The sequence below is a fragment of the Blastococcus sp. OS1-29 genome (genome assembly GCF_057628075.1).
Window position 1 is genome coordinate 63,147 of sequence record NZ_JBXXJK010000001.1, and the last position, 21,089, is coordinate 84,235.

25 protein-coding genes are annotated in these 21,089 nt (G+C 72.9%); 10 read left to right on the top strand and 15 right to left on the bottom strand.

All coding sequences use genetic code 11. From position 1 onward, the window contains the following. Positions 1-3: 3 nt before the first annotated feature. The 5 genes from AC2H4J_RS00300 to AC2H4J_RS00320 all read right to left on the bottom strand — a co-directional run bounded on the left by AC2H4J_RS00300 (position 4) and on the right by AC2H4J_RS00320 (position 3,609). Positions 4-501 carry a quercetin 2,3-dioxygenase gene (locus AC2H4J_RS00300; RefSeq protein ID WP_487462823.1) on the bottom strand — a complete coding sequence of 166 codons (498 nt, stop codon included), beginning with the start codon at positions 499-501 and terminating at the stop codon, positions 4-6. 63 nt (positions 502-564) lie between these two features. Continuing rightward, complete coding sequence (locus AC2H4J_RS00305) at positions 565-912, bottom strand: metallopeptidase family protein (RefSeq protein ID WP_487462824.1); 348 nt, start codon at positions 910-912, stop codon at positions 565-567. Beyond that, positions 909-2,339, bottom strand: coding sequence for a GuaB1 family IMP dehydrogenase-related protein (locus AC2H4J_RS00310; protein ID WP_487462825.1), 1,431 nt, complete (start codon positions 2,337-2,339; stop codon positions 909-911). Before AC2H4J_RS00310 ends, AC2H4J_RS00305 begins: the two co-directional genes overlap by 4 nt. A 17-nt stretch (positions 2,340-2,356) precedes the next feature. Continuing rightward, positions 2,357-3,100, bottom strand: a complete 744-nt coding sequence (locus tag AC2H4J_RS00315; RefSeq protein WP_487462826.1) for a maleylpyruvate isomerase family mycothiol-dependent enzyme — start codon at positions 3,098-3,100, stop codon at positions 2,357-2,359. Then, positions 3,097-3,609, bottom strand: a complete 513-nt coding sequence (locus tag AC2H4J_RS00320) for a cupin domain-containing protein (protein WP_487462827.1) — start codon at positions 3,607-3,609, stop codon at positions 3,097-3,099. Before AC2H4J_RS00320 ends, AC2H4J_RS00315 begins: the two co-directional genes overlap by 4 nt. Before the next feature lie 99 nt (positions 3,610-3,708). Here AC2H4J_RS00320 and AC2H4J_RS00325 point away from each other — a divergent pair, with 99 nt between their 5' ends. The 5 genes from AC2H4J_RS00325 (at position 3,709) to AC2H4J_RS00345 (ending at position 9,115) form a co-directional block, all read left to right on the top strand. Next, a complete protein-coding gene (locus tag AC2H4J_RS00325; RefSeq protein WP_487462828.1) occupies positions 3,709-4,335 on the top strand; it encodes a TetR/AcrR family transcriptional regulator in 627 nt (208 codons plus the stop codon). Positions 4,336-4,357: 22 nt separating this feature from the next. Further along, positions 4,358-5,653, top strand: coding sequence for a serine--tRNA ligase (gene serS, locus AC2H4J_RS00330; RefSeq protein WP_487462829.1), 1,296 nt, complete (start codon positions 4,358-4,360; stop codon positions 5,651-5,653). Next, positions 5,650-6,573: an HAD family hydrolase gene (locus AC2H4J_RS00335; protein WP_487462830.1), complete on the top strand. Its 924-nt coding sequence runs from the start codon at positions 5,650-5,652 to the stop codon at positions 6,571-6,573. The genes serS and AC2H4J_RS00335 overlap by 4 nt, the downstream gene beginning before the upstream one ends. Beyond that, on the top strand, positions 6,566-7,369 hold the full coding sequence (locus AC2H4J_RS00340; protein WP_487462831.1) for an HAD family hydrolase: 804 nt from the start codon (positions 6,566-6,568) through the stop codon (positions 7,367-7,369). The genes AC2H4J_RS00335 and AC2H4J_RS00340 overlap by 8 nt, the downstream gene beginning before the upstream one ends. Positions 7,370-7,468: 99 nt before the next feature. Then, the gene (locus tag AC2H4J_RS00345; protein WP_487462832.1) at positions 7,469-9,115 is read left to right on the top strand and encodes a methyl-accepting chemotaxis protein; all 1,647 of its coding nucleotides are present in this window, start codon (positions 7,469-7,471) and stop codon (positions 9,113-9,115) included. A gap of 113 nt (positions 9,116-9,228) precedes the next feature. Here the strand turns inward: AC2H4J_RS00345 and AC2H4J_RS00350 are convergent, their stop codons facing one another. Continuing rightward, positions 9,229-9,765: a bacterial proteasome activator family protein gene (locus tag AC2H4J_RS00350; RefSeq protein ID WP_487462833.1), complete on the bottom strand. Its 537-nt coding sequence runs from the start codon at positions 9,763-9,765 to the stop codon at positions 9,229-9,231. A gap of 114 nt (positions 9,766-9,879) precedes the next feature. On the opposite strand from AC2H4J_RS00350, the gene AC2H4J_RS00355 reads away from it, so the two are divergent. Genes AC2H4J_RS00355 through AC2H4J_RS00365 form a run of 3 tightly spaced genes read left to right on the top strand, consistent with a single transcriptional unit; the run spans position 9,880 to position 11,563 of the window. After that, on the top strand, positions 9,880-10,416 hold the full coding sequence (locus tag AC2H4J_RS00355) for a COG4315 family predicted lipoprotein (protein WP_487462834.1): 537 nt from the start codon (positions 9,880-9,882) through the stop codon (positions 10,414-10,416). Further along, entirely contained in the window at positions 10,416-10,946 is a 531-nt protein-coding gene (locus AC2H4J_RS00360) for a sigma-70 family RNA polymerase sigma factor (RefSeq protein WP_487462835.1), read from the top strand. The genes AC2H4J_RS00355 and AC2H4J_RS00360 overlap by 1 nt, the downstream gene beginning before the upstream one ends. Beyond that, entirely contained in the window at positions 10,943-11,563 is a 621-nt protein-coding gene (locus AC2H4J_RS00365; RefSeq protein WP_487462836.1) for an anti-sigma factor family protein, read from the top strand. The genes AC2H4J_RS00360 and AC2H4J_RS00365 overlap by 4 nt, the downstream gene beginning before the upstream one ends. Here the strand turns inward: AC2H4J_RS00365 and AC2H4J_RS00370 are convergent. From AC2H4J_RS00370 to folP, 5 genes are all read right to left on the bottom strand, one after another. Beyond that, positions 11,560-12,552 carry an NAD(P)H-quinone oxidoreductase gene (locus AC2H4J_RS00370; RefSeq protein ID WP_487462837.1) on the bottom strand — a complete coding sequence of 331 codons (993 nt, stop codon included), beginning with the start codon at positions 12,550-12,552 and terminating at the stop codon, positions 11,560-11,562. The two genes, AC2H4J_RS00365 and AC2H4J_RS00370, sit on opposite strands and share 4 nt — an antisense overlap. Before the next feature lie 10 nt (positions 12,553-12,562). Further along, entirely contained in the window at positions 12,563-14,161 is a 1,599-nt protein-coding gene (locus AC2H4J_RS00375; RefSeq protein ID WP_487462838.1) for a 4-coumarate--CoA ligase family protein, read from the bottom strand. An 81-nt stretch (positions 14,162-14,242) separates the two neighbouring features. After that, the gene (locus AC2H4J_RS00380; protein WP_487462839.1) at positions 14,243-14,668 is read right to left on the bottom strand and encodes a PaaI family thioesterase; all 426 of its coding nucleotides are present in this window, start codon (positions 14,666-14,668) and stop codon (positions 14,243-14,245) included. Between the two features lie 57 nt (positions 14,669-14,725). Next, positions 14,726-15,112, bottom strand: coding sequence for a VOC family protein (locus tag AC2H4J_RS00385; protein WP_487462840.1), 387 nt, complete (start codon positions 15,110-15,112; stop codon positions 14,726-14,728). 100 nt (positions 15,113-15,212) lie between these two features. Next, positions 15,213-16,073, bottom strand: coding sequence for a dihydropteroate synthase (folP, locus tag AC2H4J_RS00390; RefSeq protein ID WP_487462841.1), 861 nt, complete (start codon positions 16,071-16,073; stop codon positions 15,213-15,215). A 68-nt stretch (positions 16,074-16,141) separates the two neighbouring features. Between folP and AC2H4J_RS00395 the strand changes: the two genes are divergently transcribed. Continuing rightward, a complete protein-coding gene (locus tag AC2H4J_RS00395) occupies positions 16,142-16,603 on the top strand; it encodes a MaoC family dehydratase (RefSeq protein WP_487462842.1) in 462 nt (153 codons plus the stop codon). A 60-nt stretch (positions 16,604-16,663) separates the two neighbouring features. On the opposite strand, the gene AC2H4J_RS00400 is transcribed toward AC2H4J_RS00395, so the two are convergent. Then, on the bottom strand, positions 16,664-17,920 hold the full coding sequence (locus AC2H4J_RS00400) for a serine hydrolase domain-containing protein (RefSeq protein WP_487462843.1): 1,257 nt from the start codon (positions 17,918-17,920) through the stop codon (positions 16,664-16,666). A 175-nt stretch (positions 17,921-18,095) separates the two neighbouring features. After that, positions 18,096-18,380, bottom strand: coding sequence for an HU family DNA-binding protein (locus tag AC2H4J_RS00405; protein WP_487462844.1), 285 nt, complete (start codon positions 18,378-18,380; stop codon positions 18,096-18,098). Between the two features lie 295 nt (positions 18,381-18,675). Here AC2H4J_RS00405 and AC2H4J_RS00410 point away from each other — a divergent pair, with 295 nt between their 5' ends. Next, entirely contained in the window at positions 18,676-19,605 is a 930-nt protein-coding gene (locus AC2H4J_RS00410; RefSeq protein ID WP_487462845.1) for an aldo/keto reductase, read from the top strand. A 42-nt stretch (positions 19,606-19,647) separates the two neighbouring features. Here the strand turns inward: AC2H4J_RS00410 and AC2H4J_RS00415 are convergent, their stop codons facing one another. Together AC2H4J_RS00415 and AC2H4J_RS00420 are read right to left on the bottom strand one after the other, a co-directional pair. Continuing rightward, complete coding sequence (locus AC2H4J_RS00415) at positions 19,648-19,821, bottom strand: DUF1059 domain-containing protein (RefSeq protein WP_487462846.1); 174 nt, start codon at positions 19,819-19,821, stop codon at positions 19,648-19,650. 59 nt (positions 19,822-19,880) lie between these two features. Beyond that, positions 19,881-20,978 carry an EAL domain-containing protein gene (locus tag AC2H4J_RS00420; RefSeq protein WP_487462847.1) on the bottom strand — a complete coding sequence of 366 codons (1,098 nt, stop codon included), beginning with the start codon at positions 20,976-20,978 and terminating at the stop codon, positions 19,881-19,883. Positions 20,979-21,089 lie beyond the last annotated feature (111 nt).

Sequence of the window (21,089 nt, forward strand, 5' to 3'; positions counted from 1 at the left end):
CCATCAGCCCCCGGCCACAGGGGGCGGCCCGAGGATCTCCACGCCGTGCAGCGGCGCCGCGTGGACCAGTGCTGCCGGGTCCACCGGTCCGGGATCGGGCAGCCGCCGGGCGCCGGCCGGGCTGCCGACGGCCGCGGCGAACTTCTCGAAGCCGCTGGGCGTGGTGATCTGGAGGGTCCGGAGCGGCACGTCGGGACCGACGAGGAACGTGTGCGCCAGCCCGGCGGGAAGCAGCACGAAATCGCCGGGACCGGCCGCCAGCTCGTCGCCGTCGCAGAGGAACGTCGCGCGCCCGTCGAGGATCAGGAACATCTCGTCCTCGACCGTGTGCCGGTGCAGCGGCGGTGCAAAGCCGGGCGGGTTGAGGAACTCCACGACCGTGGCCCGTCCCCCGGTGTCGGCACCGGTCGCCTTGACGGTGACCAGGTTGCCGAGGAACCAGACCGCCTCCCCCTCGTCGGCTCGCAGGAGGCGTGGCCGCGGCGTCGTGGGATCGGGCATGGGCGCACCCTTCGGCACGCAACCGCGCTGGTCAACAGCCGTTTCCGTACCGAATGGCCCGGCTCAGCCCCAGCCGAGCTCGTGGAGGCGCTCCTCCTCGATGCCGAAGTGGTGCGCGATCTCGTGGACGACGGTGATCGTCACCTCGTCGACCACGTCCTCCTCGGTGTCGCAGACGTCGCAGATCGCCTCGCGGTAGATCATGATCCGGTCGGGCAGCTCGCCGCCGTACTGCCAGCCGCGCTCGGTCAGGGCGAACCCCTCGTAGAGCCCCAGCAGCTCGGGTTCGTCGGGATTGCGGTCCTCCACGAGGACGACGACGTTGTCCAGCAGCGCCATCAGCTCGGCCGGCACCTCGTCGAGGGCGTCGGCGACCAGCTCCTCGAACTGCTGCGGCGGGAGAGGCTTCACCAGCTGGTCGGCAGCGGGCGGCCCTCCTCGTAGCCGGCCGCGCTCTGCACCCCCAGCAGCGCGCGCTCGTGCAGCTCCTCGACGGTGCGGGCGCCTGCGTAGGTGCAGGAGGAGCGGACGCCGGCGACGATCTGGTCGATGAGGTCCTCGACGCCGGACCGGACCGGGTCCAGGTACATGCGGGACGACGAGATGCCCTCCTCGAACAGCCCCGCCCGTGCCCGCTCGAAGCCCGACTGAGTGGCCGTCCGCGCCTTGACCGCCCGCGCCGAGGCCATGCCGAACGACTCCTTGTAGAGCCGGCCGCCGTCGTCGTGCATGTCGCCGGCGCTCTCGTACGTGCCGGCGAACCAGGAGCCGACCATCACGTTGGCGGCACCCGCGGCCAGGGCGAGCGCGACGTCGCGGGGGTGCCGCACACCGCCGTCCGCCCAGACCTGCTTGCCCAGCTCGCGGGCCGCCGCGGCGCAGTCCTCGACCGCGGAGAACTGCGGCCGCCCGACGCCGGTCATCATCCGGGTGGTGCACATGGCGCCCGGGCCGACGCCGACCTTGACGACGTCCGCACCCGCCTCGATCAGGTCCCGGGTGCCCTCGGCCGTGACCACGTTGCCCGCGACGACCGGCACCGAGCCGGCCACCGAGCGCACCGCCCGCAGCGCCTCGATCGCCTTCTCCTGGTGGCCGTGGGCGGTGTCCACCACGAGGACGTCGACGCCGGCCGCCAGCAAGGCGCTCGCCTTGCCCGCCACGTCGCCGTTGATGCCGACCGCGGCGGAGGTGAGCAGGTCGCCGTCGGCGTTGACGGCGGGGGTGTACAGCGCCGACCGCAGCGCGCCCTTGCGGGTGATCACGCCGACGAGCCGGTCGCCCTCGACCACCGGGGCCGCCGACACCCGGGCGTCGGCCAGGACGTCGAAGATCTTCGGCAGATCCGTGCCGGCCGGGATGGTCAGCGGGTCGGCCGCCATGACCTGCGAGAGCTGGGTGAAGCGGTCGACGCCCTGGCACATGCCGTCGGTGACGATGCCGGTCGGCACGCCGTCCTCGACCACCACGACGATCCCGTGCGCGCGTTTGGTCAGCAGCGCCAACGCCTCGCCGACCGTGGACGTCGGCGACAGGGTGATCGGGGTGTCGTAGACCGGGTGCCGGGCCTTGACCCAGGACAGCACCTCGCTGACGACGTCGACCGGGATGTCCTGCGGGATGACGGCGAGCCCGCCGCGGCGGGCCACCGTCTCGGCCATGCGACGTCCGGAGATCGCGGTCATGTTGGCCACGACGACCGGGATCGTCGTCCCCACCCGGTCCGGGGTCGTCAGGTCCACCTCCAGACGCGATCCCACGTCCGAGCGGTTGGGCACCATGAAGACGTCGGCGTAGGTCAGGTCGTGCTCAGGACGGCGGTCGCCGAGAAAGCGCATGCCCCCAGTGTCCCAGTTCAGAACGGCACGGCGTGTCCCAGCAACCCCGTTCCCGTCTGCCGGCCGGACAGGATGCGGGCGAACTGGACCGGGTCGAGGGTGAGTTCCTCGCCGCCGACCCCGCGCGACCACGTGCCGCCGGCCGGGCCGGTCAGGGTCAGGCGGTACGGCTGCCCGTGCAGGCGGGCCCATTCGTCCACCAGGTCGGCGACGATCCGGCCGTCGTGGTCGGCCGTGAGCTGCAGCGGCCGGCCGGTCGCGCGGGCGATGTCGATCCGGTGCATCCAGGCGTCGCGGGTGTAGATGCGGTCGGTCAGGTAGCCGAGGGCCTGCGTCCCCAGAGGCGGCCCGAACGGCATCCGGACGGCGCGCAGGGCCGCGGGCAGTCGCCGCCGCGCACGGACACCGCGGACACCGGCGTCGGCCAGGTCGCGGCGCAGCCGTTCGGGGGTGTGGTCCTGGCGCTCGGCGACCTGCACGTCGTTCATCCCGTCGACGAGCGGGCGGCCGCGGCGCAGCCGCTGGGCCCGGAGCGACTGGCGGGTCAGCTCACGCATCCGGGCGGTCGCCTCGGCCGCCCCGACGAGGTGGGCGACCATCTGGCGGACGTCCCATGCGGCGCAGTCCGTGGGCCGGCGCCAGTCCTCGGCGTCGAGTCCGGCGAGCAGCACGCCGAGCCGCCGGTACTCCTCCTCGGCCGCGCTCATCCAATCGAGGTGCCGCATGACCTGCCCCGTCGCCGCCGGGATCGTCGCGCTCATCGAAGTGCCAGTCCGTGGGCCTGCGCCAGCCGGGGGATCGAGTCGGGGTCGATGTCCAGCGCGAACCGCCGGGCCACCTCGAGGAGCCGCGTCAGGTCCGGCGGTCCCGCCACGTCGAGCACCTCCCGCAGTGCGGTGAAGTAGTCCTCGAAGCCGCCGGGGGTGATGACCTCGAGCAGCCGCGCGGAGTCGTCGCCGTCGTTCCAGAACGCGTGCGGCACGCCCCGGGGCTTCAGGACCAGGTCGCCCGGCTCGGCGACGGACGTCGAGTCGCCGATCTCCACGCCGACCCGGCCGGAGAGGACGAAGGACCACTCGTCCTCGTGCGCATGGGTGTGCACGGGGCTGCCCAGGGCTCGGGGAGCGAGGTCGTGGACGACGAACGCCGGCCCGCCACCCGTGTCGTGGCGCCCGGCCAGGAGCAGGGCGCCGAGCGGTCCCTCCAGCAGCGGGACGGCGTCACCGGCACGGATCACTCCGGTCCGGGCCGCCGTCGGGAGAGCTGTCATCGTCGCCTCCGGTTTCCTCGGTTCCTAACGTCGTTAGGAGAATGGTCCGGGCCACGAACGGCTGTCAAGAGGTCTGCCTAACGTTGTTAGGATGATGCCGTGACGGAGACGACCGAGCGCCCGACCAGCCGATCCGACCGGCACCTGGCAGCCCGTCGGGACATCGTCCGGGCCTCCTGGGCGCTCGCGCGCGAGCGCGGTCTGGCCGGGTGGGCGCTGCGGGACGTCGCCGGCGCCGTCGGCATGCGCGCGCCGTCCCTGTACGTCTACTTCGACAGCAAGCACGCGCTCTACGACGCGATGTTCGCGGAGGGCAATGCGGAGCTGCTCCGCCGGGTTCAGGCCGCCGTCACCGACGTCGAGACCCGCGAGCTCGGGGCCCGCGAGATCCTGCGCACCGGCGCCCGGCTGTTCTTCGACTTCTGCGTCGAGGACCCCGCCCGCTACGAGCTGCTCTTCCTGCGCACGATCCCCGGCTTCGTGCCCTCGGAGGCCTCGTACGCGCTGGCCCGCTCGACGCTGGACCAGCTGGCGGCGGTCCTGACGGCGGCCGGTGCCGGTGCGCCGGAGCAGGTCGACCTCTGGACGGCGCTGATCAGCGGGCTGGTCGCGCAGCAGGTCAGCAACGATCCCCAGGGCGACCGCTGGAGCAGGCTGGTCGACCCCGCCATCGACATGTTCGTCGCCGCGCAGCTGCCGCCGTCCCCGCAGGACGGGCACGGCTGAGACCGCCACCTACGATCGGGGGGTGATCGACCTCCGGCTCGTGCGTGAGAACCCCGACCTCGTCCGCGCCAGTCAGCGCGCCCGGGGTGCCGACGAGTCGCTGGTCGACGCACTGCTCGCCGCCGACGCCGCCCGCCGCGAGGCCGTCGGCCGCGCCGACAACCTGCGTGCCGAGCAGAAGGCCGCCTCCCAGGCGGTCAAGACGGCGAGCAAGGAGGAACGCCCCGTCGTCCTCGAGCGGGCCAAGGCCCTCGCCGCCGAGGTCAAGGAGACCGAGGAGGACGAGCGGACCGCCGACGCCGCGCTGCGCGAGGCGCACCTGAAGATCCCCAACGTCGTCGCCGACGAGGTCCCGCCCGGCGGTGAGGACGACGCGGTGACGATGCGCACCGTCGGCGAGGTGCCCGCCTACGACTTCCCGGTGCGCGACCACATCGAGATCGGCGAGGCGCTCGGCGCGATCGACATGGAGCGCGGCGCGAAGGTCTCCGGTGCCCGCTTCTACTTCCTCACCGGCCCCGGTGCCCTGCTCGAGTTCGCCCTCGCGCAGCTGGCCATCAGCCGGGCCGTCACCGCGGGGTTCACCCCGGTGATCGCGCCCGCGCTGGTCAAGCCCGAGGCGATGGAGGGCACCGGCTTCCTCGGCGAGCACGACGAGGAGGTCTACCGGGTCGAGCGCGACGACCTGTACCTCGTCGGCACGTCGGAGGTCGCGCTGGCCGGCATGCACGCCAAGGAGGTGCTCGACCTCCCGGACGGCCCGCGCCGCTACGCCGGCTGGTCGTCGTGCTTCCGCCGCGAGGCCGGCTCCTACGGCAAGGACACCCGCGGCATCATCCGCGTGCACTGGTTCGACAAGGTCGAGATGTTCAGCTTCTGCCGTCCCGAGGAGGCCGCGGCCGAGCACCTGCGACTGCTGCAGTGGGAGGAGGAGTTCCTCCAGGCGCTCGAGCTGCCCTACCGCGTCGTCGACATCGCCGCCGGCGACCTCGGCACCAGCGCGGCCCGCAAGTACGACATCGAGGCCTGGTTCCCCACGCAGGGCACCTACCGCGAGCTGACGTCGACGTCGGACTGCACCACCTTCCAGGCCCGGCGGCTGAACATCCGCTACCGGGACGACGACGGCAAGCCGCAGACCGCCGCCACCCTCAACGGCACCCTGTGCGCGATCGCCCGCACCATCGCGTGCCTGCTCGAGGTGCACCAGCGCGCCGACGGCTCCGTCCACGTGCCGAAGGCCCTGCGTCCGTGGCTGGGTGGCGTCGAGGAGCTGACCCCCGGCATGAGCCTGGCGGCGGCGGTGCCCCCCGCATGACGCCGCAACGCCCGAAGGCGCTCAAGGCCTACGGCGTGCTGCACGGTGCCGACTCGGTGGTCGAGCTCAGGAACCTCGGGCCGTGGCGGCCGAAGCTCGTGGCCACCGACCTCGACGGCACCCTGCTGGACTCCCAGGGCGAGGTCTCGCCGCGCACGCGGGCGTCGCTGGAGGCCTGCTGGGACGCCGGCATCCCGGTCGTCGGCGTCACCGGCCGAGGTCCCCGGCTGCTCGACAGCGTGCGGGTCGCGCTCGACGGCCGCGGCATCGCCGTCCTCGCGCAGGGCGGTTTCGTCGTGGACCTCGAACGCGACGAGGTGCTGCGCACCGTCGGCCTGCCCCGCGAGCAGGCCGCCGCGGTCATCGCGCGCATCGAGGACGTCGCCGGCGACCTGGTCGTCGCGGTCGAGGACGCCGCGGAGCAGGCCGAGGCCAGCGGAGGGACCCCGGGTCCGCTGCGCGTGCAGCACGGCTTCAACTGGCCCTACCCCGAACCCGCGCACCTGCTGCCGCGGCACGAGGTGCTGCCGCCGGGGCCGGTGCTGAAGGTCTTCCTCCGGTCGTCGTCCCTCGGTCAGGACGAGCTTCTCGCCCGTGCCCAGAGCGTCGTGGACCCGGTCGACGCCGAGGTCACGCACGCCGGACTGGGGTTCATCGAGGTGCTGCCGCCAGGCATCACCAAGGCCACCGGCCTGGCGATCGCGCTCGAGCGCTACGGCGTCGGGTTCGACGACGTGCTCGTCTTCGGCGACATGCCCAACGACCTGCCGATGATCGCCGCCGTGGCCCGCGCCGGTGGGCGCGCGGTCGCCGTCGCCAACGCGCACCCCGCCGTGCGGGCGGCGACGCAGGACCTCACCAGCGGTCATGACGCGGACGGCGTCGCCCGCTACCTCGAGGCGGTGCTCCGCGATGTCTGACTGGCGCCCGCGGCTGATCGCCAGCGACATGGACGGCACGCTGCTGCGCTGGGACGACACGGTCAGCGAGGCGACCGTGGCCGAGCTGGAGCGCTGGCGGGCCGACGGCGTCCCGATCGTGCTGGCCACCGGCCGGCCGCCGCGCTGGATGCACCGGATCCGCGAGGTCCTCCGGCACGGGACGGCGGTCTGCTGCAACGGCGCCGTGCTGCTGGACCTGGAGTCCTTTCAGGTGATCGACGAGGTGGCGCTGCACCCCGAACTCCTCGAGTCGATCAGCAGCGAGCTGCGCCGCCGGCAGCCCGGCACCTGGTTCGCCGTCGAGTACGGGTTCGAGTTCCGGCACGAGCCGATCTACAAGCCGCGCTGGGACGTGGACGCTCCCGGGGTCGCCGAGGCCAGCCTCGCGGAGATGGTCGCGACACCGGTGGCCAAGCTCCTGGCCCGCCACGAGGAGCTGGGCCCGGACGACTTCGTCGCCCTGGTGGAGGACGTGATCGGCGGCCGCGCGACCGTCACCCACTCCTCCGGCGATGCCCTCGCCGAGATCTCCGCGCTCGGCGTGACCAAGGCCTCCGGCCTGGCCCGGGTGGCCGAGCAGCACGGCGTCGGGCCCGAGGACGTCGTCGTCTTCGGGGACATGCCCAACGACATCGCCGCGTTCGAATGGGTCCGGGCGGCGGGCGGCCGGGCGGTCGCCATGGCCCATGCTCACCCCGACCTGATGGCCGTCGCCACCGACGTCACCGGCACCAACGACGAGGACGGCGTCGCGGAGTTCCTCGCCTCGCTATGAGTTCCGCCGTCCGGCACGGGTCGGGTCGATTGCGGCCGACGACTGCCGATGGTCTGGGTAGCCGGCCGAACGTGTCGAACCCTCGAGGAGCGCAGGTAGATGGATCAGATCCAGGCGTACGACGACCCCGTGACCGAGACGGCCGCCGATGCGCAGCGGGCGGGTCGGGGTCGCATTTGGGGCCTCCGGTCGCGGGTTCTGGGCGCCATCCTGGTCGTCGCCCTGACGACTCTTGCCGTCGGCGGGTTCGGCATCCAGCGGATGTCGGTGCTCAGCGACCAGGCCACCCAGGTCTACGCCCGGGGGACCGTCCCGCTGGAGAGCATGCAGCGGCTCCAGTCGACCTGGTGGGAGCTGTCGGCGCACACCGCGCGGGGGAACATCGTCACGCTGCCGCCGGCGACCATCGCCGCGGAGCAGAAGCTGACCGGGACGACGATGGAGGCCTTCGCCCAGCGCACCGAGGCCGCGGCCGAGCTGCCGCTGTCCCGCGACGCGCGGAAGGCGTTCGACAGCTTCGCCACGGCGAAGGACAGCTACCTGAAGTCGCTCGCCGAGCTGCAGGCCGCGGGTCTGCACGCAAGTCCTGCGGTGATGGGCCCGATCATCGCGAACCTGAACGCCCAGGAAGCCATCATCACGACGTCGCTCGAGCAGGCCACGGCCGCGGCGTCGCTCACGGCGCAGCAGACCGCGACCGACGCAGCGGACGCCTACGCCACGGGCCGCGCGCTGACCCTGGTCATGATCGCCGTCGGGCTCGCGATCTCCGTCGTCCTGGCGCTGCTCGTGGCCGGTGGGATCACCCGGCCGGTGCGACGCATCCGCGAGGTCCTCGCCCAGGTCGCCGACGGTGACCTCACCGTCCGGGCGGGACGCACCGGGGGTGCCGAGCTGGGCGAGATGGCCGCGTCGCTGGACCACACGCTGGACGCGATCGGCGGAGTGCTCACGCTGGTCAGCGACTCGTCGGCCCGCCTCGCGACGGCATCCCAGCAGCTCGACGGTGCCGCCGAAGGCATGCGGGCGAACGCCGAGATCGCGGCCGGGCAGGCCGACGAGGTGGTCGCTTCGGCCAGTTCGGTGGCAGCCAGCGTGGACACGGTCGCCACCGGCTCCTCGCAGATGGAGTCGGCGATCCGCGAGATCGCGCACAACGCCACCGAGGCGGCGCGCGTGGCCGGTCAGGCGGTCGCCGTCGCCGAGAACACCACCCGGACGGTCGGCAAGCTGGGCGACTCCTCCGAGGAGATCGCCACCGTCATCAAGCTGATCAACGGCATCGCCGAGCAGACGAACCTGCTGGCGCTGAACGCCACGATCGAGGCCGCACGGGCCGGGGAGGCCGGGAAGGGCTTCGCGGTCGTGGCCAGCGAGGTCAAGGAGCTGGCGCAGGAGACGGCCCGGGCGACCGAGGACATCTCCCAGCGAGTCCAGGCCATCCAGGCCGACACCGCCGGCGCCGTGGAGGCGATCAGCCGGATCAGCACGGTCATCGGCGAGATCAACGACTTCCAGGCGACCATCGCCACGGCGGTCGAGGAGCAGACGGCGACCACCAACGAGATGAACCGCAACGTCGCCGAGGCGGCCAACGGCACGCAGGGGATCGCCGCGGCCATCTCGGGACTTGCCGCCGGCACGCAGGAGACCAATCAGCGGGTCGCCGACGCCCAGCGGGCGGCCGGGGAGCTGGCCCGGATGAGCGGCGAGCTCCAGGACGCGGTCGGCAGGTTCCGGGTGTAGCTCGAGGTGGACCCGGTGTGGGGCCCGGAGGGTCCCCGCCGGGGACACGGGGACACGCTCAGCTCATCCGGGGGACGGCTCCTGGCCGCGGTGTCGTCCGGAGGACGACGATGTCACAGGTACTGGCCGCCGCCGGGGCGCTCGGGCTGTGCCACCGGCTGGCCCCCGGGCAGGGCCCGGCGGCGCACGTCCTCGAGCTGGGCGCGCGCGGCCATCTGCTGGGCGAACAGCGCGGTCTGGATGCCGTGGAAGACCCCCTCGAGCCAGCCCACGAGCTGGGCCTGCACGATGCGCAGCTCGGCGTCCGACGGCGTCTCGCCCTCGGCGAACGGCAGCGTGATCCGCTCCAGCTCCTCGCGCAGCTCGGGGGAGAGGCCCTCCTCGAGCTCGCGGATCGACGCCGCGTGGATGTCGCGCAGCCGGTTGCGGCTGGCGTCGTCCAGCGGTGCCGCGCGCACCTCCTCAAGCAACTGCTTGATCATCGTGCCGATCCGCATCACCTTCGCCGGCTGCTCGACCATGTCGCCGATCGACGGCGGCTGCTCGCCGTCCTCACCCTGTGGCAGGGCCAGGGCGCCGACCGGCTGACCGTCGGGGCCGACCACGACGACCTGCTGGGGGCGCTCGCTGGCGGGTCCGGGTGCACTCATGCCCACCATCCTGCCCCGAGGCTCCGACACACCGCCGGGCCCCCGGCTGAACCGATCGGCCGGGCGGTACGTGCTGGAGGTGTCGGTCGAGCGCAGGACCCGAGGAGGCGCAGGATGAGCACGACGTCGATCCGCAGGGCCGCGGTGGCCCTGGCACTGCTGGCACTGGCCGGATGCGGTTCCTCCACGTACGGCGGTGGTTCGGCGACCGCCACCGGCTCGTCGTCCGCGGCCTCGTCCGCCGCGTCGTCGAAGGCCGAGCTCACGACGGCGAAGACCAGCCTCGGCACGGTCGTCGTCGACGCCCAGGGGCGCACCGTCTACGTGTTCGACAAGGACACCGCCGGCTCGGGCGCCAGCGCCTGCAGCGGCGACTGCCTGGCCAAGTGGCCGCCGGTGCAGGCGGCCTCGGGCACGCCCACGGTGTCCGGCGTGACCGGGCAACTGGGCACGATCACCCGCGACGACGGCACGAAGCAGGTCACCCTCGCGGGGATGCCCCTGTACTTGTTCGCCGGCGACTCGCACGCTGGTGACGTGACGGGACAGGGTGTCGGCGGCGTGTGGTGGGCGGTGTCGCCGGCCGGCGCGAAGATCACCGGCTCCGCGGCCGCACCGTCGTCCGCGGCGCCGCCGATGACCGGGTACTGATGCCGATGTGGGCCCGGGGAGCCGCCGCGCGCGAGGAGAGCCTCCGTGCGCTGTACGACGGGCACGCGCCGGTGCTGCTCGCCTACGCGCTGCGGCTCACCGACGGCGACCGGGCCCGCGCCGAGGACATCGTGCAGGAGACGCTGCTGCGGGCCTGGCGGAATCTCGACCGGCTGGACGAGGACGCCGGACCGGTGCGGCCGTGGCTGTTCACGGTGGCGCAGCGGCTGGCGATCGACGCCCACCGCGCGCGCCGGGCGCGGCCGACGGAGGTGGGGGACGCGGCGCTGGCCTCGATGCCCGCACTGGACCAGGTCGATGGGACGCTGGACCGGATCATCATCGCCGACGCTCTGAACGCGCTGACCCCGGAGCACCGGGCGGTCATCGTGGAGACCTACTACCGCGGCCGCTCGGTGGCCGAGGCGGCGTCGGTCCTGGGTATCCCCGCCGGGACGGTGAAGTCCCGCTGCTACTACGGACTCAGGGCCCTCAAGCTGGCCCTCGCGGAACGAGGAGTGACGACGTGACCTGCCCGGATGTCGCGACCGACCTGGGCGCCTACGTGCTCGGCGCGCTCGAGCCGGGCGAGGCGCGGCGGGTCGAGGAGCATGTGGCGCGCTGCCCGGCGTGCGCCGCGGAGCTGGCCGAGTTCGCGGCGCTGCCCGGCCTGCTCCAGCGCGTCGACCCGGCGGACCTCAGCCCCGTCGCGGTCACGCCGTCGCCGGAGCTGTTCGCCCGCATGTCCGCGGCCGCGGCGCCGCCCTCGCGCTTTCGGGTCCGGGCGGTCGCGCTGGCGGCCGCCGCCCTCCTGGCGGTGCTCGGCATCGGCGTCACGGTCTGGGCCACCGGCTCCCCCGACCAGACGGTCACGGCGACGGCCGGGGCGGTCCGGGCGACGATCACCGTGACCGAGGTGGACCGGGGCAGCGCGCTGGACGTCACGGTGGCCGGGATGCACCCGAACGAGACCTGCTCCATGGTTGCCGTCGGCCGCGACGGCGCCCGGCACCCGGCCGGCACGTGGCCGGCCTCGCCGGCCGGCGACGGCACCTGGCGGGGATGGGCGGACGTCGACAGGGACCAACTGGCCGCGGTCGTGCTCGTGGGCGACGGCGGCCGGGAGCTCGTCCGGGCGGTCTTCTAGTCCTCCGGCAGCAGCAGGACCTTGCCGATGTGCTCGCTGGCCTCGATCAGCCGGTGCGCCTCGGCGGCCCGGGACATCGGCAGCCGCCGGTCGACGATCGGGCGGATCACGCCGCGTTCGACGTCCGGCCAGACGTCGTGCAGCACCGCCGCGACGATCTCGGCCTTGCCCCCGTGCCCGGTGGCCGGCCGTCCCCGCAGGGTGGCCGCGTGCACCGACGCCCGCTTGGCCATGAGCTTCGCGAGGTCGAGCTCGGCCTTGGTGCCGCCCTGCATGCCGATCGTGACCAGCCGGCCGCCGACGGCGAGGGCATCGAGGTTGCGGGCCAGGTACTTGGCGCCCATGTTGTCGAGGATGACGTCGACGCCCGCGCCGTCGGTCTCCTCCTTCACCCGCTCGACGAAGTCCTCGTCGCGGTAGTTGATCCCGACCTCGGCGCCCAGTTCGCGGCAGACGTCGAGCTTGGCGGCCGTGCCGGCCGTGGTGAACACGCGCGCGCCGGCGCGGGCCGCGAGCTGGATCGCCATCGTGCCGATGCCGCTGGACCCGCCGTGCACCAGGAAGCAGTCGCCGCGCCGCAGCCCGGCCAGCATGAACACGTTCGCCCAGACGGTGCAGGCGACCTCGGGCAGCGCCGCGGCGGTGGCCAGCTCCACGCCCGCGGGCCGGGGCAGCAGCTGCCCCACCGGGACGGCGACCCGCTCGGCGTACCCGCCGCCGGAGAGCAACGCGCACACCTCGTCGCCGACCGACCAGCCGGTCACGCCCTCGCCGACCTCGCTGATGACCCCGCTGCACTCCAGGCCGAGGATCTCGCTGGCGCCCTTCGGCGGTGGGTAGAAACCCTGCCGCTGCATGATGTCGGCGCGGTTCACCGCGGTGGCGGCGACGTCGACGATCACCTCACCCGGCCCGCACACCGGATCGGGCACCTCACCCCAGCCGAGGACCTCGGGACCGCCGGGTCCGGACACCGTCACCGCGTGCATGGGTGGGACCCTACGACCGGGTCTTGAGGTCCTTGCGCAGGATCTTCCCCGCCGCCGACTTGGGCACCGCGTCGATGAACTCGACGAACCGGATCTTCTTGTGCGGCGCCACCTTGGCGGCCATGAAGTCCATGACCGACTCCTCGGACAGCTCCGACCCCGGCGCCCGGACGACGAACGCCTTCGGCAGCTCCTCGCCGGTCTCCTTCTCGGGCACCCCGATGACCGCTGCGTCGACGATCTCCGGGTGGTTGAGCAGCACGGCCTCGAGCTCGGCGGGGGCGACCTGGTAGCCCTTGTACTTGATCAGCTCCTTGACCCGGTCGACGACGGTGTAGCAGCCGTTCTCGTCGACGACGGCCACGTCGCCGGTGTGCAGCCAGCCCTCGCCGTCGACGGTGGAGGCCGTCGCGTCGGCGTTGTTCAGGTAGCCCTTCATGACCTGCGGCCCGCGGATCCACAGCTCGCCGGGCTGACCGGGGGCGGCGTCCTCACCGGTGCCCGGGTCGACCAGGCGGCACTCGGTGTTGGGGATCGCGTAGCCCACCGAGCCCTTCGGCACGCCGCCGGCGACGCCGGGCGGCTCCAGGCCGGGGTCGGGGGTGGTGTGCGAGACGGGCGAGAGCTCGGTCATCCCGTACCCCTGCGCCACGGTGACGCCGGTGTCGGCGCCCTTGCGGAGCCGCTGCTCGACCGCGAGCGCCAGCGACTCGTCCAGGGGCGCGGCGCCGGAGAGGATCGACACCAGCGAGGAGAGGTCGTAGTTGTCGACGACGGGGTGCTTGGCCAGCGCGACCAGGATCGGCGGGGCGACGAACGCCCGGGTGATCTTGTGATCCTGGATGGTGCGGAGGAAGTCCTCCAGGTCGAACCGGGGGAGCGTGACGACGGTGCCGCCCCACTGCAGGCCCTGGTTCATCAGCACGGTCAGCCCGTAGATGTGGAAGAACGGCAGGACGGCGATGATCCGCTCGCCCTCCTGCAGGTCGATCAGCGGGCGCGTCTGGCTCACGTTGGCCACCAGGTTGCGGTGGGTCAGCATGACGCCCTTGGGCAGCCCCGTCGTCCCGCTGGAGTAGGGGAGCGTGACCAGGTCGTTCGCCGGGTCGAAGTCGACCTGCGCGGTCGGCGCGTCGCTGCCCAGCAGGTCGAGCAGGTTGGTGTGCCCCTCGGCGCCGTCGAGGACGACGATCTCGTCGACCGGCGTCTTCTCGGTCGCCTCCTTGGCGCGGTCCAGGAACAGGCCGATCGTGATCAGGATCTTGGCGCCGGAGTCCTTCAGCTGGAAGGCGATCTCGTCGGCGGTGTAGAGGGAGTTGATCGGGCTCATCACGCAGCCCGCCGCGGCGATGCCGTGGAAGACCACCGGGTACCAGGGCGTGTTGGGGCAGAGGACGGCGACGACGTCGCCCTTGCGCAGGCCCTTCGCGTGCAGCGCGGCGGCGACCCGGTCGACGTAGCCGGCGAGCTGGCCGTGGGTGATCACGTCACCCTTGAGGCCGTCGACCAGGGCGGGCGCGTCCGGGATCTTCTTGCCGGCGGCCAGGACGAACTCGGGCACCGACAGGTTCGGGATCTCGACGTCGGGATACGGACTGCTCAGGGCCACGGGCGCGTTCCTCCTCGAAGCTGATGTGGCGCCAGTCTCACATCCGGCGCGGTCCGGGCGGTACCGGGGGTTACCAGCGGGTCACTTGGGCCACAGCACGGACTGCGTGCAGCGGAACAGCGCGATGGTCTTCCCCGTCTCGTGATTGGTGACGACGGCGTCCCAGACCTGGGTGGTGCGACCGGCGTGCACGTTGGTGGCGACGGCGTCGATCCGGCCCTCGCGCGCCGTGCTGAGGTGGTTGCTCTTCAGCTCGAGCGTGGTGAAGCCGGTCGATCCCTCGGGCAGCAGCGCGCGGGTGGGCAGCCCGCAGCTGGTGTCGGCGAGCCCCACCACGGTCGCCGCGTGCAGGTAGCCGTTGGGGGCCAGCAGCTCGGGGCGGATGTCGAGGTGCGACGTCAGGCGGCCGGGCTCGTGGGTGTCGATCACGATGCCGAGCAGGCCCGGCAGCGTCCCGGGCAGCATCGCGTTGAGCTGGTCGGCGGTGAGGAAACCGGTGGCGGCCATGGGCAGGAACCTAGACGTTCGCGCCGGCCGCCCTCGCGTCCGGACCGTGCGCGAGGGTCAGCCGCGCGGTGCGGTCTCCCAGAGGCCGACGACGTTGCCCTCGGTGTCCTTCACGTAGGCGGTGAACCCCATGTCGCCGACCGGCTGCTTGGGGACGACGGTGCTGCCCCCGAGCCGCTGCACCGTCGCGAGGGCCTCGTCGATGCTTGGCACGTCCATGACGACGACCGGGCCCGACGAGGCGCTCTCCTCCCGCGCGAGCATCCCGCCGTTGATGAACCCGGCCTCGCTCGGGCCGGTGTCGCTGCTCGGCCCGGAGACGACCAGCGTGTAGTCCATGCCGGGCATCTCCTGGAGCTGCCAGTCGAAGGCTTCCTGGTAGAAGCGACGGGCGCGGTCACCGTCGTCGTAGGGGATCTCGAAGTGCACGACCTTGCCGCTCATCCGGCGCCTCCTCGCTGGGCTGACGCCGGGCAGGCTAGGACCGCGGACGCTCGGCGGACAGGGTCTTCGCCCTGCGGGACTTCTGTACAGAAAGTCCCTCTCAGGCGAGGCCGCGGACGGTGCGCACCGGCGGACGGTCGCCGCGGATCGACGCGACCGTGTCCAGCGTCTGCCGGGTCGGGGCGACGTCGTGCGCGCGGAAGACGCGGGCACCGAGCCAGGCGCTGACCGCGGTCGCGGCGAGGGTGCCGGTGAGCCGCTCCTCCAGTGGGACGTCGAGGGTCTCGCCGACGAAGTCCTTGTTCGACAGCGCCATCAGGACCGGCCACCCCGTCGCGACCAACTCGCCCAGCCGGCGGGTGGCCTCCAGGGAGTGCCGGGTGTTCTTGCCGAAGTCGTGACCGGGGTCGACCAGCACGCGGTCGCGCTGCACGCCGGCCGCGACGGCGGCCTCGGCGAGCGCCGTCGTCCGCTCGATGATGTCGGCGACCACGTCGTCGTAGGTGACCCGGTGCGGCCGGGTGCGCGGCGGCAGCCCGCCGGCGTGCGTGCAGACGATCCCGGCGCCCGCCTCCGCGGCCACCGCGGCCAGATCGGGGTCGACTCCGCCCCAGGCGTCGTTGACGACGTCCGCGCCGGCGGCCAGCGCCTCCCGCGCCACCGACGCCCGCCAGGTGTCGATCGAGAGGGGCAGCGCCGGGTGGGCGGCGCGGATGGCCGCGACCAGGTCGACGGTGCGGCGGATCTCCTCGGCGGCGTCGACCTCGTCGCCGGGCGCGGCCTTGACCCCGCCGATGTCCACCATGTCGGCACCCTCGGCGACCACCCGGTCGACGCGTGCGACCGCGGCGTCCATGGCGTAGGTGGCCCCGCGGTCGTAGAACGAGTCGGGTGTCCGGTTCACGATCGCCATCAGCACGAACGCGCCGTCTGGCACGTCGAGTGCACCGATCCGGAGCAACCCGTTCCTCCCTCGCCGATCCCGCCGTGGTGGAGTCAGCCAACCAGATCGAGCGGGAGGGGACTTCGATGGCGCAGACCACGGTGGACGGTGTCGAGGGCGTGCTGGGCCTCGTCGGGCAGCACCTGGGCCACAGCGACTGGGTGACGATCACCCAGGAGCAGGTGAACCGGTTCGCCGACGCGACCGGCGACCACCAGTGGATCCACGTGGATCCCGAGCGGGCGGCGAAGGAGAGCCCGTTCGGCGGCCCGATCGCGCACGGCTACCTGACGCTGTCGCTGCTGCCCATGCTCGTGCCGCAGATCGTGGAGATCACCGGCTTCCGGATGGGCGTCAACTACGGCACCGACAAGGTGCGCTTCCCCTCGCCGGTGCCGGTCGGCAGCCGCGTGCGCGCCGGCGCGACGCTGGACAGCGCCGAGCCGATCGAGGGCGGCATCGCGATGGCCGTGACCGTCACCGTCGAGGTCGAGGGCGGCAGCAAGCCCGCGATGGTCGCGACCAGCCTCTCCCGCCGCTACCTCTAAGGCCCCGCTGCAGGGACCCGCGCCGAGCGTGCGAGGCGTGGGGGGCAGCGGGGTCCTCTTTCAGTCCACGAGGGCCTGGTTGACCAGGGCGCGCAGGTAGTTGCGGATCGGCAGCGTGCTCGAGGGCAGCAGCTGCGTGTAGAAGGTGACGGTCAGGTCCTCGACGGGGTCGACGTAGAAGGCCGTGGAGGCCGCCCCGCCCCAGCTGTAGTCGCCGAGGCTGGCGACGACGCCGTAGCGCGCCGGGTCGATCACCATCGAGAACCCGAGCCCGAAGCCCACCCCGCGCAGCGGCGTCTCGGCGAACAGCGGCCGGCCGAATGTCTCGAGGTCCTGGTTGCCGGGCAGGTGGTTCTTCACCATGTGCGCGATCGTCCGGGGCCCGAGCAGGCGGCCGCCGTCGTAGGAGCCGCCGCGGCGCAGCAGTTCGACGAAGCGCAGGTAGTCACCCGCCGTCGACACCAGGCCTCCGCCGCCGGACAGGAACGCCGGCTTGGAGTGCGCCGCGGCGTCGAACGCCTCGCTGAACATCATCCCGGACGACGGCCCGCCGGGCTGCCCCGGCGTGGCCAGGTACAGCCGGGCCAGCGAGTCGACGTCGTCCTCCGGGCGGAGCCCGAACGAGGTGTCCCGCATGCCGAGCGGCGCGAAGATCCGCCGCTCGAAGAACTCGTCCAGCGGCCGGCCGGAGATCACCTCGACGAGCCGGCCCAGGACGTCGGTGGAGACGCCGTAGTTCCAGCTGCTGCCCGGCTGGAAGACCAGCGGGGTCGACGCCCACTGCTGGCAGACCGCCGCGGAGTCCGCGCCGGGCGGCGTGCCCCATTCGTGGCCCATCGCCCGGTACGCCGCGTCGACCGGGTGGGCGTGGTGGAAGCCGTACGTGAGCCCGGACATGTGGGTCAGCAGGTGCCACACCCGGATCGGCTCGATCTGCGGCTGGGTGACCGGCTTCATCGCCGAGCCGGCCACGTAGACGGGGGTGTCGGCGAACTCGGGCAGCCACTTCGAGATCGGGTCGTTCAGCTCGAACGCGCCCTCCTCGTACAGCATCATCGCCGCGACCGAGGTGACCGGCTTGGTCATCGAGTAGATCCGCCAGCGGGTGTCGTCCTCGACCGGCAGGCCGTCCTCGACGTTGCGCAGGCCGCTCTTGCCGACGTGCACGAGCTTCCCGTGACGGGCGACGGTGACCAGGAAGCCCGGCAGCTGCCCGGAATCCACCCACTGGGCCAGCCGCCGGTCCAGCCGCTCGAGGCGGGCGGCGTCGACGCCGACCTCGGCCGGGTCCGTGCTGATCGTCAGGTTGCTGGTCACGTGCGCCCTCCCGTAACGCCGTCCGCCGCCGGACGGCCCCTGACCCGCATCCTGACCCACGGCACTGTGGGCCGGACCACACGGGGTCTGGCAGCCGCCCGACGGCGGAGGAGTCGGCTCCCTTGCAGGGGCCCGCCGCGAGCTAGCGAGCGGTGGGGGGCAAGGGGGTCCTTACTCAGACCGGAACGGAGCTCGCGGCCTTCTTCAGGTTCGAGCCGGCCGTGACCTTGACGGTGTTGGCGGCGGGGATGTCGATCGACTCACCGGTCTGCGGGTTGCGGCCGGTGCGCGCGGAGCGCTGCGTGCGCTCGACGGTCAGGAGGCCGGAGACGGCGACCTTCTCGCCGCGGGTGATCGCCTCGACGAGCTCCTCCTGGAGACCGGCGATGACCGAGTCGACGGTCGAGGCCGGGACGTCGGCGCGCTTGGCGATGGCGGAGACCAGTTCGGCCTTGTTCATGAGGTTCCTCTCGTGTGTGTGCGGTGGCAGGTGCCAGGGCTCGGCACGCAGCCGGCTCCATCCCTCGGTGGGGACCGCGCCGTCCGCATGCGGGCGGCGCTCGACCCGGCCGTTTTCGAAGCCGGACCTCGGGCACCGTGCCATGTCCGCCCAGGATCTGGCCAGCGGGGGGTCCTTTCGGCCCCTGCAGACGACCCGTGCACCCCACCCGCCACAACAGAAGGACCCTCCTGCCCCCCATCGCTCGCCAGCTCGCGACGGGCCCCTGCAGGAGGGCCGGGTTAGCGTGGAGGCCATGCCCCGGCTGCCCGGAACGAATTTCGACGTCAGCGCGCTGTGCCTGGGCGGCAACGTCTTCGGCTGGACGGCGGACGCGGCGACGTCCTTCGCGATGCTCGACCGGTACGTCGACGCGACGCCGAGCACCGAACGGCCGTTCGTCGACACCGCCGAGAACTACACCAAGGGCGAGTCCGAGCGGATACTCGGCGACTGGATGGCCGCGCGCGGCAACCGGGACGGCATCGTCGTCGCCACCAAGGCGTCACGCACCGGCAAGGAGCACCCGCTGGCGGCCGGCGAGATCCACGCCGCGGCCGAGCGGTCGCTGCGCAACCTGCAGACCGACCGGATCGACCTCTACTACGCGCACTACGACGACGAGACGACTCCCCTGGAGGAAACCCTCACCGCGTTCGACGAGCTCGTGCAGGCCGGGAAGGTGCGGTACGTGGCGGCGTCGAACTACTCGGCGCAGCGGCTGACCGAGGCGCTGGAGACCTCCGGCCGGCTGGGTGTGGCGCGCTATGCGGCACTGCAGACGCACTACAACTTGATGGAGCGCGATGCCTTCGAGCCCGAGCTCCAGCCGCTCGCACAGGAGCAGCAGCTCGGTGTCCTGCCGTACTACAGCCTGGCGAAGGGATTCCTGACCGGGAAATACCGGCCGGGAACGCAGATCGACTCGCCGCGGGCGGAGGGCGCGTCGGTCTACGTGGGGGAGCGGGGTGACCGCGTGCTCACCGTGCTTGCCGACGTCGCCCGGGCGCACGACGTGCCGATGCCGGCGGTGGCGCTGCGCTGGCTGGCCGAGCAGCCGACCGTGGTCGCGCCGATCGCGAGCGCGCGGAACCTGGACCAGCTGGCCGACCTGCTCCCGATGCAGGACCTGGTGCTCGCCGACGACGAACTCCAGGCCCTGACCGAGGCGTCGAGCAGCAGTTAGTGCACTAACCGTCGCGTCGGTTAGTGCACTAACTGCCGGATGTCAGACGGAGACGATGCGGTCGCGGACCGCCTGCACCAGTTCCGGGGTGATGTCGGTGACGCCGTGGTCGGCGGCCGCGTGGCCGGCGACCTGGGCGAAGATCCCGTCCTCGTCGGCGGCCGAGAAGCGCGCGCCGCAGCCGGGGATCACGTCTCCGCAGGCGAAGGTCTTCATGGGGGTCTCCTAGGGGTCGGTGGGGCGACCGGTCGCGGGGGCGCGCCGGGGTCTGGGGGTCAGCGGGCCTTCGGCGCGGCGGACGCGAGGTCCTCGACGCGCAGCAGACCGACGACGTCGCCGTGGGCGTCGGTGCACAGCACCGGGTCGAAGCGGACGGCGGGGACGCGGGTGAGCGCCCGCTGCAACGCCTCGGTGATGCCGGTCGTCGGATGCACCCGCAGCGACACCGGCGCGGTGTACGCCTCACCGGTGCGTGCGTCGTGCAGGAGCAGGCCGGTCGGCTCCCCCTGGCTGCCGAGCAGGACGACCGGCGGGACGGCGGGCATGTCCTCGTCCGGCGACTGCTGGCGCACCGGGCGCACCAGACCGGCGACGCTGTCGGTGATCCGGGCGCGCGCGACGTGGGTGCGCACCATCTCGGTGGCCTCGGGGGACAGCGCGGCGAAGCCGGGAGTGGGGCGGCCCAGCAGCCAGCCCTGCGCCAGCGGGACGCCGAGCTGGGCGAACGCGGCGAGCTCGGCGGGGGTCTCGATGCCCTCGGCGAGCAGCCAGGCGTCGATCCGGCCGGCGAACTCACCGAGCATCTCGGCCAGGGCCACCCGCACCGGATCGGTGTCGGCGTCGCTGACCAGAGCGCGGTCGAGCTTCACCACCTGGGGGCGCAGGGCCGCGAGCTGCTGCAGGCCGGAGTAGCCGCTGCCCGCGTCGTCGAGGGCGATGAGCGCTCCGCGCATGCGCAGCTCGTCGCACTGGCGGCGCAGCGCGGCGAGATCGGGCACGGGTGTGTGCTCGGTCAGCTCGACCACGACCCGGCGGAGGTCGTCCCGGGTGGCGAGGGCGGTCTGGACGGGTGTGGAGCCGAGGATGTGCGGGCTGACGTTGACCGTCAGGAAGGTGTCCGGCGGCAGGGCGGGGACGGCGGCCAGCGCCTTGTGGATCGCCAGCGCCTCGAGTTCCGCGGCGATCCCCGCCTCGGCCGCGGCGGCGAACCAGACATCGGGGCCGGCCGAGCCCGGGAACCGGGCCAGCGCCTCGTAGCCGGCCACGGTGGCCGCGGCCAGGTCGACGATCGGCTGGAAGACGAGAGTCAGGTCGTCGGGGTCGGCCAGCAGGGGACGGCAGTCGGGCAGCCGCCCCGTTCGCGTGCCGAGCATGGGGGAACCATCGGTCCCCGCCGCGCGGTGCTTGATCCGTGGTCGGCCCGCTCACCCCACAGGGGGAGAGAGCATGATCGGTTTCCGGGCGCTGCTCCGGCGTCCTGCGCT